This window comes from Streptomyces manipurensis, from assembly GCF_049570255.1.
GTDB lineage: Bacteria > Actinomycetota > Actinomycetes > Streptomycetales > Streptomycetaceae > Streptomyces > Streptomyces manipurensis.
Genome location: NZ_CP186950.1, coordinates 5,337,575 through 5,353,360 on the forward strand (window position 1 = coordinate 5,337,575; position 15,786 = coordinate 5,353,360).

The 15,786-nt window shown below is 75.5% G+C and carries 10 protein-coding genes; 7 read left to right on the forward strand and 3 right to left on the reverse strand.

Annotated elements, in window-relative coordinates; translation table 11 throughout:
• Nucleotides 1-142 precede the first annotated feature (142 nt).
• The 7 genes from ACPU2J_RS24795 (at nt 143) to ACPU2J_RS24825 (ending at nt 10,708) form a co-directional block, all read left to right on the forward strand.
• Nucleotides 143-430 (forward strand): YlxR family protein, encoded by a 288-nt coding sequence (locus ACPU2J_RS24795; protein ID WP_420079440.1) that lies wholly within the window; start codon nt 143-145, stop codon nt 428-430.
• Between the two features lie 148 nt (nt 431-578).
• A complete protein-coding gene (infB, locus tag ACPU2J_RS24800) occupies nt 579-3,668 on the forward strand; it encodes a translation initiation factor IF-2 (RefSeq protein WP_365496700.1) in 3,090 nt (1,029 codons plus the stop codon).
• Nucleotides 3,669-3,828: 160 nt separating this feature from the next.
• Nucleotides 3,829-4,122 (forward strand): DUF503 domain-containing protein, encoded by a 294-nt coding sequence (locus ACPU2J_RS24805; RefSeq protein WP_030651158.1) that lies wholly within the window; start codon nt 3,829-3,831, stop codon nt 4,120-4,122.
• Between the two features lie 28 nt (nt 4,123-4,150).
• The gene (rbfA, locus tag ACPU2J_RS24810; protein WP_030651161.1) at nt 4,151-4,600 is read left to right on the forward strand and encodes a 30S ribosome-binding factor RbfA; all 450 of its coding nucleotides are present in this window, start codon (nt 4,151-4,153) and stop codon (nt 4,598-4,600) included.
• Nucleotides 4,597-5,532 carry a tRNA pseudouridine(55) synthase TruB gene (truB, locus tag ACPU2J_RS24815; protein WP_420079439.1) on the forward strand — a complete coding sequence of 312 codons (936 nt, stop codon included), beginning with the start codon at nt 4,597-4,599 and terminating at the stop codon, nt 5,530-5,532. Before rbfA ends, truB begins: the two co-directional genes overlap by 4 nt.
• Before the next feature lie 261 nt (nt 5,533-5,793).
• On the forward strand, nt 5,794-9,624 hold the full coding sequence (locus ACPU2J_RS24820) for a serine protease (protein ID WP_423834003.1): 3,831 nt from the start codon (nt 5,794-5,796) through the stop codon (nt 9,622-9,624).
• 127 nt (nt 9,625-9,751) lie between these two features.
• A complete protein-coding gene (locus ACPU2J_RS24825) occupies nt 9,752-10,708 on the forward strand; it encodes a bifunctional riboflavin kinase/FAD synthetase (protein WP_423834004.1) in 957 nt (318 codons plus the stop codon).
• Nucleotides 10,709-10,780: 72 nt separating this feature from the next.
• Here the strand turns inward: ACPU2J_RS24825 and ACPU2J_RS24830 are convergent, their stop codons facing one another.
• The 3 genes from ACPU2J_RS24830 to eccE all read right to left on the reverse strand — a co-directional run bounded on the left by ACPU2J_RS24830 (nt 10,781) and on the right by eccE (nt 15,619).
• Entirely contained in the window at nt 10,781-13,531 is a 2,751-nt protein-coding gene (locus ACPU2J_RS24830; RefSeq protein ID WP_423834005.1) for an SCO5717 family growth-regulating ATPase, read from the reverse strand.
• A 121-nt stretch (nt 13,532-13,652) separates the two neighbouring features.
• Nucleotides 13,653-14,351, reverse strand: a complete 699-nt coding sequence (locus ACPU2J_RS24835) for a hypothetical protein (protein WP_420079436.1) — start codon at nt 14,349-14,351, stop codon at nt 13,653-13,655.
• A complete protein-coding gene (eccE, locus tag ACPU2J_RS24840) occupies nt 14,348-15,619 on the reverse strand; it encodes a type VII secretion protein EccE (RefSeq protein ID WP_423834006.1) in 1,272 nt (423 codons plus the stop codon). The genes ACPU2J_RS24835 and eccE overlap by 4 nt, the downstream gene beginning before the upstream one ends.
• Nucleotides 15,620-15,786: the final 167 nt, after the last annotated feature.

Below are 15,786 nucleotides of genomic sequence, written 5' to 3' on the forward strand. Positions count from 1 at the left end.
GTACCGTCCGGTCCTTCCGGGACGGTAGACAGGTTCACAACCGCCGCCGCCGAGGTGACGGATCAAGACAACACGACAGCCGTTCGATTTTTCCTCCGACACTCGTCGGGGGAGAGGTCGGTGCGGGGAGGTAGACTTAGGCGTGTCTGGCCGGACGCAAGCCCGCGCATGCCCCGAACGAACCTGTGTGGGGTGTCGGGAGCGAGCGGCCAAGAGCGATCTGCTGCGCATCGTGGCGATCGAGGACGAATGTGTTCCCGATCCTCGCGGTACGCTGCCCGGCCGGGGTGCGTACCTGCACCCTGCCGTGGTCTGCCTCGACCAGGCGGTCCGCCGCCGGGCGTTCCCCCGGGCCCTGAGGTCCGCCGGAGCGCTCGACACGGTGAGCCTGCGCAAAGCCGTGGCCGGTGAAGCCACGGCCAGACCGTAAGAAGTAGTACGGCACGGATACCCCGTGCGGTCAGGTACCTCGCGAGTTGGAAGTAGGTCGAGATTGCGATGAGCACTCGATGAGTACGCGATGAGTACGCCCATGAAGTAGCGACGGTCCGGCGTAACCCGGACCTAAAAGGAGCGAAGTGGCTAAGGTCCGGGTATACGAACTCGCCAAGGAGTTCGGGGTGGAGAGCAAGGTCGTCATGGCCAAGCTCCAAGAACTCGGTGAATTCGTCCGTTCGGCGTCCTCGACGATCGAGGCGCCCGTTGTACGCAAGTTGACTGACGCACTGCAGGGGCCCGGCGGCAACGCCGGCAAGTCCGCTGCGAAGCCCGGCGCGCCCCGCAAGGCCGCGCCCGCCAAGCCCGCGGCGCCGTCTCCGGCCGCCGCGGCACGTCCTGCTGCCCCGAAGCCCGGCGCACCGGCCCCCAAGCCGGCCGCTGCCGAGGCCCCGGCCGCAGCCCCCGTGACGCCGGCCGCCCCCGGCCCGCGTCCCGGCCCGAAGGCTCCGGCCGCCCCGAAGCCCGCTCCGGCGGCGCCCGTGGCGACCGAGTTCTCCGCGCCTCCGGCGGCCCCGGCCGCTCCGGCGCGTCCCGCCGCGGCCCCCGGTCCCCGTCCGGCGCAGCAGCGTCCGGCCGCCCCGGGCCAGGGCGGTGCCCGTCCCGGCGCCCCGCGTCCCGGTGGTGCCGCCCCCGGCGCCCAGGCCCCGCGTCCCGGCGGTGCCCAGGCCCCGCGCCCGCAGGGCGCCCGTCCGGCCGGTCCCCGTCCGGGCAACAACCCGTTCACCTCCGGCGGCTCCACCGGCATGGCGCGCCCGCAGGCGCCCCGTCCGGCCGGCGCCCCGCGTCCCGGTGCCCCCGGCGCCGGCGGCGGCCAGGGTGCTCCCCGTCCGCAGGGCGGTCCCGGCGGCGCTCCGCGTCCGCAGGGTCCCGGCGGCGCCCGTCCGACCCCGGGCGGCATGCCCCGTCCGCAGGGCGGCGCTCCGCGTCCGGCCCCGGGCGGCAACCGTCCGAACCCGGGCATGATGCCGCAGCGTCCCGCTGCCGGTGGTCCCGGTCCCCGTCCCGGCGGTGGCCCCGGCGGCCGCGGTCCCGGTGCGGGCGGTCCCCGTCCCGGCGGCGGTGCCGGTCGTCCCGGCGGCGGCTTCGCCGGCCGTCCGGCCGGTCCGGGCTCGCGTCCGGCCGGTGGCGGCTTCGGCGGTCCCCGTCCCGGTGGCGGCGGCTTCGGCGGCGGTCCGGCCGGTGCCGGTGGCGGCGGTCGTCCCGGCTTCGGCGGTCGCCCCGGCGGCCCCGGTGCCCGTGGCGGTACGCAGGGTGCCTTCGGCCGTCCCGGCGGTCCGGCCCGTCGCGGCCGCAAGTCGAAGCGTCAGAGGCGCCAGGAGTACGAGGCCATGCAGGCCCCGTCCGTGGGCGGCGTGATGCTGCCCCGCGGCAACGGCGAGACCGTTCGCCTGTCGCGCGGTGCGTCCCTCACCGACTTCGCGGAGAAGATCAACGCCAACCCGGCGTCGCTGGTCGCGGTCATGATGAACCTCGGCGAGATGGTCACTGCCACGCAGTCCGTCTCCGACGAGACCCTCCAGCTCCTCGCGGGCGAGATGAACTACCAGGTTCAGATCGTCAGCCCGGAGGAGGAGGACCGCGAGCTCCTCGAGACCTTCGACATCGAGTTCGGCGAGGACGAGGGCGGCGAGGAGTACCTGCTGCCGCGTCCGCCGGTCGTCACCGTCATGGGTCACGTCGACCACGGTAAGACCCGACTGCTCGACGCCATCCGCAAGACGAACGTCGTCGCGGGCGAGGCCGGCGGCATCACCCAGGGCATCGGCGCCTACCAGGTGGGCACCGAGGTCAACGGCGAGGACCGCAAGATCACCTTCATCGACACCCCGGGTCACGAGGCGTTCACCGCCATGCGTGCCCGCGGTGCGAAGTCGACCGACATCGCGATCCTCGTGGTCGCGGCCAACGACGGCGTCATGCCGCAGACGATCGAGGCGCTGAACCACGCCAAGGCCGCCGGCGTCCCGATCGTCGTCGCGGTCAACAAGATCGACGTCGAGGGTGCCGACCCGACCAAGGTCCGCGGCCAGCTCACCGAGTTCGGTCTCGTCGCCGAGGAGTACGGCGGCGACACGATGTTCGTCGACATCTCCGCCAAGCAGGGTCTGCACATCGACTCCCTGCTGGAGGCCGTCGTCCTCACCGCCGACGCCTCGCTCGACCTGCGCGCCAACCCCGAGCAGGACGCTCAGGGTATTGCGATCGAGTCCCACCTCGACCGCGGCCGCGGTGCCGTCGCCACCGTCCTCGTCCAGCGCGGTACCCTCCGCGTCGGCGACACGATGGTCGTGGGCGACGCCTACGGTCGTGTGCGCGCCATGCTCGACGACAAGGGCAACAACATCGAGGAAGCGGGTCCGTCGACCCCCGTCCTGGTCCTGGGTCTCACCAACGTCCCCGGCGCCGGCGACAACTTCCTCGTCGTCGACGAGGACCGCACCGCCCGTCAGATCGCCGAGAAGCGTGCTGCGCGCGAGCGCAACGCCAACTTCGCCAAGCGCGTCCGCCGGGTGTCCCTGGAAGACCTCGACTCGGTCCTCAAGGCCGGTCTGGTCCAGGAACTCAACCTCATCATCAAGGGCGACTCGTCCGGTGCGGTCGAGGCTCTCGAGTCCTCGCTGCTCCAGCTCGACGTCGGTGAAGAGGTCGACATCCGGGTCCTGCACCGCGGTGTGGGTGCGGTCACCGAGTCCGACATCTCGCTGGCGATGGGCTCCGACGCCATCGTCATCGGCTACAACGTCCGCGCTGTCGGCCGTGCCGCGCAGATGGCGGACCGCGAGGGCGTCGACGTCCGCTACTACTCGGTGATCTACCAGGCCATCGAGGAGATCGAGGCGGCCCTGAAGGGTCTGCTCAAGCCGGAGTACGAAGAGGTCGAGCTCGGTACGGCGGAGGTCCGCGAGATCTTCCGCTCGTCCAAGCTGGGCAACATCGCGGGTGTCCTCATCCGCTCCGGCGAGGTCAAGCGCAACACGAAGGCGCGGCTCCTGCGCGATGGCAAGGTCATCGCCGAGAACCTCACCATCTCGGGTCTGCGCCGCTTCAAGGACGACGTCACCGAGATCCGCGAGGGCTTCGAGGGTGGTATCAACCTCGGTTCCTTCAACGACATCAAGATCGACGACGTCATCGCGACGTACGAGATGCGCGAGAAGCCGCGCGCGTAAGCGCGAGGCACATCGCACCGTGTCGTAGCTCGTCACACCGGGGCCGGTCGGCGGAATATCCGTCGATCGGCCCCGGCCGTTGCGTGTACGGTTCTGGTGATCCTGCCGAGCGACGGCCGGCAGGCCACCGAACCCGCACCGGCGGGACATCCGGAACTGCATGTACGTGGGGACTCTGTCCTTCGATCTGCTCCTCGGCGACGTCCACTCGCTGAAGGAGAAGCGCTCCGTGGTCCGGCCCATCGTGGCCGAGCTCCAACGCAAGTTCTCCGTGAGCGCGGCGGAAGTGGGCGACCAGGACCTGCACCGCAGGGCCCGTATAGGGGTCGCCCTGGTGAGTGGGGACGCGGGGTTCCTCTCGGACGTGCTGGACCGCTGCGAGCGGCTGGTCGCGGCGCGTCCGGAAGTGGAGCTGCTGTCCGTACGACGGCGCCTCCACGGTGATGAAGACTGATAGCAAGACATAAGAAGGAGACGGACCAGTGGCCGACAATGCGCGGGCGAAGAAGCTGGCGGACCTCATCCGGGAGGTGGTGGCGGAGAAGCTGCAGCGCGGTGTCAAGGACCCCCGCCTCGGTACGCACGTGACCATCACGGACACCCGGGTCACCGGCGACCTGCGGGAGGCCACGGTCTTCTACACGGTCTACGGCGACGACGAGGACCGGGCCAGCGCGGCAGCGGGCCTGGAGAGCGCCAAGGGCGTACTGCGTTCCGCGGTCGGCCGGGCGGCGGGGACCAAGTTCACGCCCACCCTGACCTTCGTCGCGGACGCCCTCCCGGAGAACGCCAAGACCATCGAGGACCTCCTGGAGAAGGCGCGCACCTCCGACGCCCAGGTGCGGGAGGTGTCCTCCGGCGCCCAGTACGCCGGCGACGCCGACCCGTACAAGAAGCCCGGCGAGGACGACGAGGACGCAGCCGCGGAATGAGCACCAACGCAGGGAAGACGCCTGGCGGTCCCTCCCGGCCGGAGGCCGGGGGCGGACTCGTCATCGTCGACAAGCCCGCCGGCTTCACCTCGCACGACGTGGTCGCCAAGATGCGCGGGATCGCCAAGACCCGCCGCGTCGGCCACGCCGGCACGCTCGACCCGATGGCGACCGGCGTCCTGGTCCTCGGCGTGGAGAAGGCCACCAAGCTCCTCGGCCACCTCGCGCTCACGGAGAAGGAGTACGTCGGCACCATCCGCCTGGGCCAGAACACCCTGACGGACGACGCCGAGGGCGAGATCACCACCTCCACGGACGCCACCGGGGTCACCCGGGACGCCGTGGACGCGGGGGTCGCCAAGCTCTCGGGCGAGATCATGCAGGTCCCGTCCAAGGTCAGCGCCATCAAGATCAAGGGCGTGCGCTCCTACAAGCGCGCCCGCGACGGTGAGGACTTCGAGATCCCGGCCCGGCCGGTGACCATCTCGTCGTTCCAGGTGTACGACATGCGCCAGGCGGAGGCCGAGGACGGCACCAAGGTCGTCGACCTCGTCGTCTCCGTGGTCTGCTCCAGCGGTACGTACATCCGCGCCCTGGCCCGCGACCTCGGCGCGGACCTCGGCGTCGGCGGTCACCTGACCGCGCTGCGCCGCACCCGCGTCGGCCCGTACAAGCTCGACCGCGCGCGGACCCTGGACCAGCTCCAGGAGGAGCTGACCGTCATGCCGATCGGCGAGGCGGCGGCCGCCGCCTTCCCGCGCTGGGACCTGGATGCGCGGCGGGCCTCGCTGCTCGCCAACGGCGTGCGGATCGACATGCCGGACGAGTACGGGGACGGCCGCACCGTCGCGGTCTTCGGGCCGCAGGGGCAGCTGCTCGGGCTCGTCGAGAGCAAGAACGGGAAGGCGAAGTCCCTCGCGGTCTTCGTCTGATCCCGCCGCCCGGCGGACCGCCGGGCGTTGACGTGGAGCGGTGAGCGCACTTGCGTGGCTGCTCACCGCTCCACGACCCCCCTCGGGTAGGTCTCTATCCATCCGGACCCTGATATTCACCCGTCCGAGCAGGCGCTCGGAGTGAATGGAGGGAGCGCAAGGGGGCGCGTTCGTCCTGTGTGCTGTTCGTGCTGATCTTCACCTGCCTACCGTCGTGACCACGGGGTGTTGCGGTGGAGCGGTACGGGGAGTGGTGCGGCCATGGCGGAACTCGTGACGATCTGCGATCCGGCCGGGCGGGAGCGCGGCAGCGGATTCGTCGCCGACGACCTCGGGACGGTGATCACCAGCCACGAGGCCGTCGACGGACTGACACTGATGGTGCTGCACGCCCCGGGCCCGGCCGGACGCACCTGTCTGGCGGACGCGGGTGACGTCACCGCCCTGCCCGGCCTCGGCCTGGCCCTCGTACGGAGCGACGGTCTCGGGGTGCGGCCGCTGCCCGTGGCGGCCCGCGCGACCGTCGAGCCGGGGACCTACGTACGGCTGCCCGCGCGCGGCTGGCGGCAGGCGCGGGTGCTCGGGGGCGCGCGGGTCACGCACCCGGCGGCGGACCGCACCCACCCCGTGCCCGACGGGGTGGCGGTCGAGCTGGCCATCGGCACCGACGGGCAGGACGCGCTCGCCCTGGGCGGAGAGGCCTGCGGGGCACCGGTGCTCGACGTCGGGACCGGAGCGGTGCTCGCCGTCCTGGGCACCGGGCTGCGCGCCGAACACCGCACCGGAGGCTTCGCCGTCGTGCTGCGCGCCGCGGCGGCCGCCGACCCGGCCGGCCCGCTCGCCGCACTGCTGGACCGCAACGGCGCGACCGTGCCCGGTCGCGGGGCCGACCTCAACCTCGCCGGAGCCCTCGAACTCACCGCGACCACCCTCGGCGCGGCCCTCCCGCCCCGGCCCGCCGGCCCGGGACGGCCCCGCGTGGAGCGGCCCGCCGTCGCCGCCGGGCTCGAGGCGTTCACGGCGGGCCGCCGCCCCGTCCTCGGCCTGGTGGGCGACCCCGGTACGGGCCGCACCACGGCGCTCGCGGCCCTCGCCGCCGACCGCGCCCGCGGGGAGCGCCCCGCGCCCACCCTGTGGCTGCGCGGTGCGGACCTCCGAGCCGGGGACGCCTCCCTCGCCGACGCCGTGGCCCGGGCCCTGACGACGGCCGGGCAGATCGTGTCGGCGGCCGACCCGGAGGGCGGGCGACCGCACCCGGGGGACCCGGCCGCCGCGGAACACGGACCGGGCCCGGCACCGGAGGCCGGCCGGGCCCGCCCGCCCGTACCGGAGGCGCCGCCCGTACCGGAGGTGCCGCCCGTACCGGAGGTGCCGGGGACCCCCGTGGCCGGCCCGTCCGCGCAGGCGCACCCGCACGCTCCGGCAGCCGCGCACCCGACCGCACCCGGCGCCGGGAGCGGACCGGCCGACGGCCCCGGCCGGGCCGACCGCCCGGCCGATGCCGGTGCCGGCGCCGCCCACCTTCCCGGGCCTCGGAGCCCCGGCGGCGCAGCCCCCCGGACGGTCGCGGCCGACCTCGGTGCCAGGGTGCCCGGGCAGCGGTCGCCGGGCGCCGGAACCACCGCACGCGGGGCGGCCCGGGTCCCCGCGCCTCCGGGCGGCGGGCCGACCGGCCCGGACCGGCCCGGGCCCGGCCCCGGGCGAGGCGTCGGGGAGCCGGAGGGCATCGCAGAGCGGGTGGCGCGCGCCGCCGCGGCGGCCGGACGGGCCCTGCTCGTGGTCCTCGACGCCCCCGAGGAGATGCCACCGGAGCTCGCGCACCGCCTGGAACCCTGGACCGGCGCCACCACCGCCTGGCTGGAGGCCACCGGTGCCCGGCTCGTCGTCGCCGCCCGGCCCGAGTACTGGGAGGGAGCCGGCGCCCTCTACCCGCCCGGCGCCCTGCACGAACCGGCCCGGGAGCCCCGCCGGCTGCCGCCCGCCCTGACCCTCGCGGACCTCACGCCCGACGAGGCAGGGACCCTCCGGGCCCGGCTCGGCATCCCCGCCGACGCCGTGGCCGAGCCCGACGCCCGTCACCCGCTCACCCTGCACCTCCTCGCCGGGATCCGGGCCGCGGAGGTCACCGCCGGCCGCCCGGGCCGCGACGAGGTCTTCGCCGCACACGTGGACCTGCTGTGCCTGCGCACCGCCGTCCGCATCACCGCCGCCGGCGCCGCGGGCACCGGGGTGCACGGCCCCGGCGTCCGCCGGCTCGCCGCCCGCGTCGCCGGGCGGGTGCACGAGGCCGCGCGGCGGTGCCTCGGCCCCGGGCAGGGACAGCTGGACCGGGCCTCCTTCGAGGAACTCTTCCCCTGGCGCACCGGCTGGGCCTCCGCCGTGCTCACCGAGGGACTGCTCGTCCCCGCCGGGAACGGCTACCGCTTCGCCCACGAGGAGCTGTCCGACTGGATCCAGGCCGGCCACCTGGACATCGGGACCGCCCTCGGCCTCCTCGTGCACGGCCCCGCCCGGCCGGCGCTGCCCGTGCCCCGGCACCGGATCGGGCCCGTCCTCGAAGCACTGCGCCGGCTCCCCGAGGACCGGCTGCGCCGCGAACTGGCCCGGCTCGTCCATGCCCTCGACGGCTTCGCCGCGGATCCGGCCGGCGCCGTACCGGACCGCGTCTGGTGGGCCGCCCGGCTGCTGCGCGAGACCCTGCTGCGGGCCCCGGACGCCGGACCCCACCTGCCCGTCCTGCACGCCCTCGCCGAGCACGTCACCCGGGCCGGCCCGGGGGCGTTCGGCGGCCGCTTCTGGAACCGCCTGCGCCTGGCCGAGCCCGACCGCCTCGACCTGCTGCGCCGCCTGTTGCCCGCCGACCCCGCCGAGGCGGAGCCCGGCGACCGCTACCTCGACGCCGTCGCCCGCCGCCTCGCCCGCGACCCCCGGCGCGTGCAGCCGCTGCTGTGCGGGTGGTTCCGCGACGGCCGCCGGCTGCGCGGCCGCCCCGGGGCCACCGTCGCCACCGCCGCCCAGGCCCTGCTGCACACGCACCGCGCCCTCGCCGTCGACGACCTCACCGAGGCCCTCGTCACCGCCGCCCACCCGCGTGCCGACGAGCTGCTCGCCGTGCTCGCCGAGGAGGAGCCCTCCGCCCTCTCCCGCGCCGTGGACCGCTGGGCGCACGACGAACGGCCCGGGCGGAGGGTCGCGGCCGCCGCCTATGCGCTCGCCGCCGCCCCGCACGTCCGCGCCCCCGCCGACCGCGACCTGCTGCGCCGTGCCGCCCGGGCCCTGCTCGCCCGTCCCGCCGACGCCCCCCTGCACGGCAGCGCCCTCGCGGTGCTCCTGCGCGATCCGCAGGTCCGGGCCCGCTACCTGCCCGACGCCCTCGCCTGTTTCCGGGACGCCGAGCACGGCTCCCGGCTGCCCGCGGCGGCGCTGGTGGCGGCCCTGCCCGTACTGCCCGACCAGGACGAGGTGTTCGCCGCGCTGCGGGCCCGGGCCGACGGCGAGGTGCTGCGCGCCCTGGCCGCCCTGACCACGCCCGCACTGGCCCGCCGCGCGGCCGACCTCGTACGGGAGCACCTCGCGCGCAGTCCGGACGACGCGCCGCACGCGGCGTACTTCGTGGAGCGGCGGCTGGAACAGGGGCCGGTCGCCGAGCCCGTGGTGCGTCCGCTGGTCCTGGACCTGCTGCGCGGCGCGCCCGTCGGGGTCCGGGCGGAGCTGGCGGCCGTCCTGGGCGCGCCGGGCGGGGAGGCCTCGTACCCGTTGCGGGGCGAGCTGGCCGCCGTACTGCTGCGCGAGGAGGCGGACCCGCGGGTGCTCGACGCGTTCCTCGGTGCGCTCGCCGCAGGGACCGGGCAGCGCCCCCAGGAGCGGACGCGCGAGCTGCTGCGGCGTACCGGACGGCAGCTGCTGCGGGCCCCCGGTGGTCCGGCGGTCTTCGAGCGGCGCACGGTCGAGCTGGCCCGCACCGAACCGGCCTTCGGGGCGGTGGTGGCCCGCTGGCTCGCCGAGTCGGGCGGGGACGCCGCCGCGCTGCTGGGGCCGAGTGCCCGGCGGACCGTGGAGACCCTCCGCCGGTCCGCCGCGGACGTGACCTGAGGATCGGTGGACCGGGCCGTCCCACGCGGACGCCGATGCGGGTCACGGGCCACCGGCATGGCAGTCTTAGACCTGCAATCGGCAATCAGTTCAACGACCAACCGGGTTCGGGCGAGGAGCGGTCACAGTGCAGCGCTGGCGTGGCTTGGAGGACATCCCCCAGGACTGGGGACGCAGCGTCGTCACCATCGGCTCCTACGACGGCGTGCACCGGGGACATCAGCTGATCATCGGACGGGCCGTGGCCACCGCCCGCGAGCTCGGCGTCCCGTCCGTCGTGGTCACCTTCGACCCGCACCCCAGCGAGGTCGTCCGCCCCGGGAGCCACCCGCCGATCCTGGCCCCCTACAACCGGCGCGCCGAACTGATGGCCGGGCTGGGCGTGGACGCCCTGCTGATCCTGCCGTTCACGGCGGAGTTCTCCCAGCTGTCCCCGGCCGACTTCATCGTCAAGGTGCTCGTCGACAAGCTGCACGCGCGGGCCGTCATCGAGGGCCCGAACTTCCGCTTCGGCCACCGTGCCGCCGGGAACGTCGACTTCCTGCGCGAGCTGGGCGCCACCTACGACTACGCGGTCGACGTCGTGGACCTGGTCGAGCGCGGCGCGGCCGGCGGCGGCGTGCCGTTCTCCTCGACGCTGGCGCGCAGGCTGGTCGCCGAGGGCGACATGGACGGAGCCGCCGAGATCCTGGGCCGCCCGCACCGGGTCGAGGGCGTGGTGGTGCGCGGGGCGCAGCGCGGCCGGGAGCTCGGCTACCCCACCGCGAACGTGGAGACGGCGCCGCACACCGCGATCCCGGCCGACGGGGTGTACGCGGGGTGGCTGACGGCGGACGGCGAGCGGATGCCCGCGGCGATCTCGGTGGGGACGAACGTGCAGTTCGACGCCACCGAGCGGACCGTGGAGGCGTACGCGATCGACCGGGTCGGGCTGGACCTGTACGGCAAGCACGTGGCCGTCGACTTCCTCGCCTACGTGCGGGGGATGGCCAGGTTCGAGTCGCTGGACGGGCTGCTGGAGGCGATCGCGGACGACGTGAAGCGGGCCCGGGTGCTGACGGACGCGTACGACACCAGGCGCTGAGCGGGAACGGGTGAGGGCCCGTGCTGCCCCGGATCCCGATCCGGGGCAGCACGGGCCCTTCCTGTTGCGCGGTCAGCCCAGGCGCGGGTCGCGCGGGGGCTGCTGGGGCTGCTGCCAGGGCTGGCCGGGCTGCGGTGCCTGCTGCGGGTAGGGCTGACCGTACGGCTGCTGGGGCTGCTGGTACGGGGGCTGGCCCTGGGGCTGGCCGTACGCCGGGGGCTGCTGAGCCTGGGGGTGTGACTGCGGGGCGTGCGGCTGCTGGGGCTGCTGGGGCGCTCCCCAGTGGTTCTGCGGGGCCTGCTGGGCCCGCAGGAAGTCCTCGGCCACCAGGGCGGACAGGTTGAAATAGGCCTCGCGGGTCTTGGGCCGCATCAGGTCGAGGTCGACCTCGGCGCCGGCCGCGAGGTGCTCGTCGAACGGCACCACGACGACACCGCGGCAGCGGGTCTCGAAGTGCTGCACGATGTCCTCGATCTTGATCATCTTGGCGGTCTCGCGGACCCCCGAGATGACGGTGAGGGAGCGGGAGACGAGGTCGGCGTAGCCGTGCGCGGACAGCCAGTCGAGGGTGGTGCTCGCGCTGCTGGCGCCGTCCACCGACGGGGTCGAGATGATGATCAGCTGGTCGGCCAGGTCCAGGACGCCGCGCATGGCGGAGTAGAGCAGCCCGGTGCCCGAGTCGGTCAGGATGATCGGGTACTGCCGGCCGACGGTCTCGATGACGCGCCGGTAGTCCTCGTCGTTGAAGGTGGTCGAGACGGCCGGGTCCACGTCGTTGGCGATGATCTCCAGGCCGGAGGGGGCCTGCGAGGTGAACCGGCGGATGTCCATGTACGAGTTGAGGTACGGGATCGCCTGCACCAGGTCCCGGATCGTCGCACCGGTCTCGCGGCGCACGCGGCGGCCGAGCGTGCCCGCGTCGGGGTTCGCGTCGATGGCCAGGATCTTGTCCTGGCGCTCGGAGGCGAGCGTGGCGCCCAGCGCGGTGGTGGTCGTCGTCTTGCCGACGCCGCCCTTGAGGCTGATGACGGCGATCCGGTAGCAGGACATCACCGGCGTGCGGATCAGCTCCAGCTTGCGCCGGCGCTCGGTTTCGGCGGCCTTGCCGCCGAAACGGAACCGGCCGCTCGCGTTGTTGTTCTTCGGCTTCTGCTTGCCGCGCAGCAGCCGGTCGGAGGACAGCTCGACGGCAGCGGTGTAGCCGAGGGGGGCGCCGCCGCCGGGCGCCGCCGCCTGGTACCGCGGGTCGTGCGGCTGCGGCTGCGGCTGGGCCTGCGGTTGGGCCTGCGGCGGGGCCTGGTGGTGCTGCTGGCCGGGGCCCACGGGCCACTGTCCCGCGGAGCGCGGGTCGTAGGCCTGCGGCTGCGGCTGCGGTGCGGGCTGGGGCCCCGGCTGAGGGGTGGCCGCCGCCGGGGGCGGGTACGCGTACCCCTCGCGCGGGCCGAACGCCGCGGGCGGTGGCGGCAGTTCAGCGGGGGGACCGCCGAACACGGCCTCCCCGGGGGCGGCGTCCGCGAACGCCGCGGGAACGGCGTCGGCGGGGGCGGGTGTGGGTGCCGGAGCTCCGGGTGCCGGGGGCAGGACCTCGGCCGGCGCCGGCTCGGCGTACGGGTCCGGACCGAAGGTCTCGGCCGGTGCGGGCCGTGCCGGGGGCACGGCGTCAACCGGCGCGGCAGGTACGGGCGGTACGGCGTCGGCAGGTACGGGGGCCGAGAACGGCGCGGCCGGCGGTGCGGCGTCGGCCGTTGCGGGAGACCCGAAGGGTGCCGGGGGCAGGACGTCGGCGGGTGCGGGCGTGCCGTACGGCGCGGCCGGGGTGGCGGTGAACGGTGTGTCCGGTGCCGGAGGGCCGGGCGGTGCCGGCGGCACGGCGCTGTCCGCAGCGGGTGCGGTGAACGGTGCCGGGGGCGCGGCGTCTGCCGGCGCGGCGTCGACCGGCGCGGCCGGAGGCGCACCGGGTGCAGCAGGCGGGCCGGGCGGTGCCGGCACGGCGTCGGCCGCTGCGGGGGTGGTGAACGGTGCCGGCGGAACGGCGTCGGCGGGTGCGGCGTCGACCGGCGCGGCCGCTGCGGTCGCGGCCGGGGGTGCGCCGGGTGCGGCCGGCGGGCTGAGGGGCGCCGGCGGTGCGGCGTCGGCCGGTCCGGGAGTGCCGAACGGGGCCGGGGGCAGGGCGTCGGTGGCTGCGGGCGTGGCGAACGGCGCGGCCGGCGCGGGCGGTGCGGCGTCAACGGGTGCAAGTGGTGCGGAGGCTTCGGACGGCGCGGCCGGTGCCGGGGGCGCCTCGGGAACCGGCGGCGCCGCGGGCGCGGCGCCGGCCGGGGCCGACGGCTGCGGCGGTTCCGGGGCCTCGGCGCGGGCGGGTGCCTGCGGCGGGGCGGGGGGCGTCCACGGAGCGGACTCCGCAGCCGTGCCGAACGGGGCCGCGGGTGCGCCCTCCGCCGCCGCGGGAACACCGAAAGGCGCGCCGGGAGCCGACGGAGCCGCCTCGGCCGGAGCCGACGCAGCGGCCTCCGGCAGCGGCGCGGGCGCGAAGGGCAGGGCGGTGGCCGGAGCCGGTCCGGCCTCGTCGGACGGGGTGCGCGGAGCCGGCGGAGCGATCCGCATCGTCGACGGCGAGTCCAGGTCCGACGGCCGGTGCGGCTCGAACCCGCTGCCCTCGGGCAGCCCGGGCACCTGCGCGGCCGGAGCGGCGCTCTGCGTGTACCAGGCCGGCGGGGTGTAGTCGATGGTGAACTCGCCCGTCACCTCGGGCTCCGCGTCGGACTGATCGTCCGTCGGGACGTCCCACGTCCCGCCGCGCCTCTCGTTCCGATCGCCGCTCACTGGTCCTCCTGGTTCGTCGAACACTGGTCCGGCGCCCACCTCCGCGCCGCGCCTGCGCCCAGCCTAATCGGGGCCCGTGGCCCCCGTCCGTCCTGTATCGCCCCCGCCGGGCGGAGCGCGCTCAGTCGATCCGGCGCGCCGGGCCCAGCAAGCCCGTCTCCGTGTCCGTCCCCTGCGTCATCACGAACTGCCGGTCCCGCGGCGTGCACCACAGGGTCACCCCGTCGCCGAGCGTCGGCAGCGCGGCCACGGCCTGCCGCGGCAGCCGCATCAGGTGGGCGATCTGCTCGGCCTCGTCCGGGGAGACCCGCTGTACCCCCACGAGTGAGGACTGCTTCAGCAACCTCGGTGCCGTCGGGCTCAGATAGGGCAGCAGGGTCAGCACCGACTGCCAGGGCCCGGACACGACGCGGCCGCGCGGCGGACGCATCCCGCAGTCGCGGACGACCAGGACCGGGCTGCCCGCCGAGGCGCCCTGGGGCGGGACCCGGCCCACCTCGTGCAGGGTGACGCACTCCTGGCCGCCGCCCGCGGCCCGGGCCAGAGCGGACCACACGTGCGCGCGCCCGGTCTCCACGGCCACCCGCGCTCCCGTGGCCGCCGTGCGCAGCGCCAGCACCTGGGCCGTCCACAGACCGCCGATGAGCGTCACCTCGTACGGGGTCGGCCGGTTGACGCCGAGGACCGCCGGATGCCCTTCGGCGTCCACGCCGATCACGACGCCGTCGTCCCCGACCGGTACCGCCAGCAGGTCCAGGTCCGCCGCGGGCACCACGTGCCGTTCCCGCCGCGGGCCGACCAGTCCGAAACCGCCCCTCATCGGGCCCCTCCCAGCGGCAGCGAGGCCAGCAGCCCGGGCACCTGCTCGCGGTCGAGCCGCACCAGACCGGCCTTCACGCCGCGTGCGGTGCGCTCCAGTTCCCGGCGCGCGGAGACGAGCTCCTCGTCGCTGCGGCCGGTCACCCGGAGGTGTCCGGTCAGGGTCACGGCCTGCCGTTCCGCGGCGGCGATCGTCAGGCTGAAGGTCGTCGCGAGCGCGGGCAGCGAGGTCAGCAGCGCCACGAACTGCGGAAGTCCCGCACCGGTTCCGCCCAGTGGGGGCCACCGGCCGATCCAGTACGTGGTGTGCCGGCGGTCGTCGCAGCGCCAGGTCCGCGGGGTCTCCTCGGTGCGCCGCCCCGTGCTCGCGGACCGGCCGGCCTGGGTGATCGCCATCGGGTTCGCGCAGGAAGACGTGGCCAGCGCGGCCGTCAGCTGCTGTTCCGTCAGGACCGCGGCGCGGAACCCCGCCCCGGTCAGCCGGCTCGCCAGCTGGTCGGCGACGCGGACCACGCAGCGCTGCGCGCCCGCCAGGCCGCCGCCGCGCGCGGTGACCGCCTCGGGGCACAGCTCCGGGTCCAGCTTGAGCGCGATCCAGGTGAGCCGGACGGCGGGGGAGCCCGTACGGGCCTGCAGCGGCGCGTAGTTCTGGGCCGCCGTCGAGCGTTCGGGCAGGTGCGGGGCGGGCGCCGGCTGCGTGTGCTGGACCAGCTGCGCCGACTCCAGCCTGATGCCGTCCACTTCCAGGACGTCCCGTACGAGGCCGAGCGGCAGCGGCCGCGCCCCCCGGTCGGGCCGCAGCGCGGTGGCGTCGGCGTCCACCTGGACGACGGCGGTCAGGAAGGTCCCGTCGCCGACCATCCCCACCGGCCGCCGGTCGCGGTCGCTGAACGTGAGGGTGCGCAGGGCGGGATCGGCCTCGACGAGCGGGGCGAACCCGGGCTCGGTGCCCGCGGGGACGGTGGAGGCGGCGGCCCGCCGGCGGCGGGCCCGCAGGGCGAGGGCCCCGCCGATCCAGTCCGGCAGGGGGCGGCGGCTGCGGCGCACGAGCGCGAGGACCACCAGGACGAGCGCCAGGCCGCCCGCCGGGACCAGCAGGAGCGGCTCCACCACCCACGCCACGAGCAGGACGGCGGCCGCCACCTGGAGGAGTACGAGTTGTTGCAGTCGGAACGGACCGAAGCGCACAGGGCCCGATTTCAGGTGCGGGGCCACACCGCCGCGCGGGGGTCGGGGCGCGCCGGTCTGCGGCTCCGTGGCCGTGGCCATCACTCGCGCACTTCCCCTTTCCGGGGCCGGGCCCCATGCGTTCCGAAGCCGCGCGAAAGCCGCCGCGAGCCCCCGGAAACTCCCCAATCCACCCCAACAAGCCCCGATTGCCCCGGTGCGGAAGGCGCTGGGAGGCTGCCTCACCCTACCCGGCCCGCCCCTGCCGC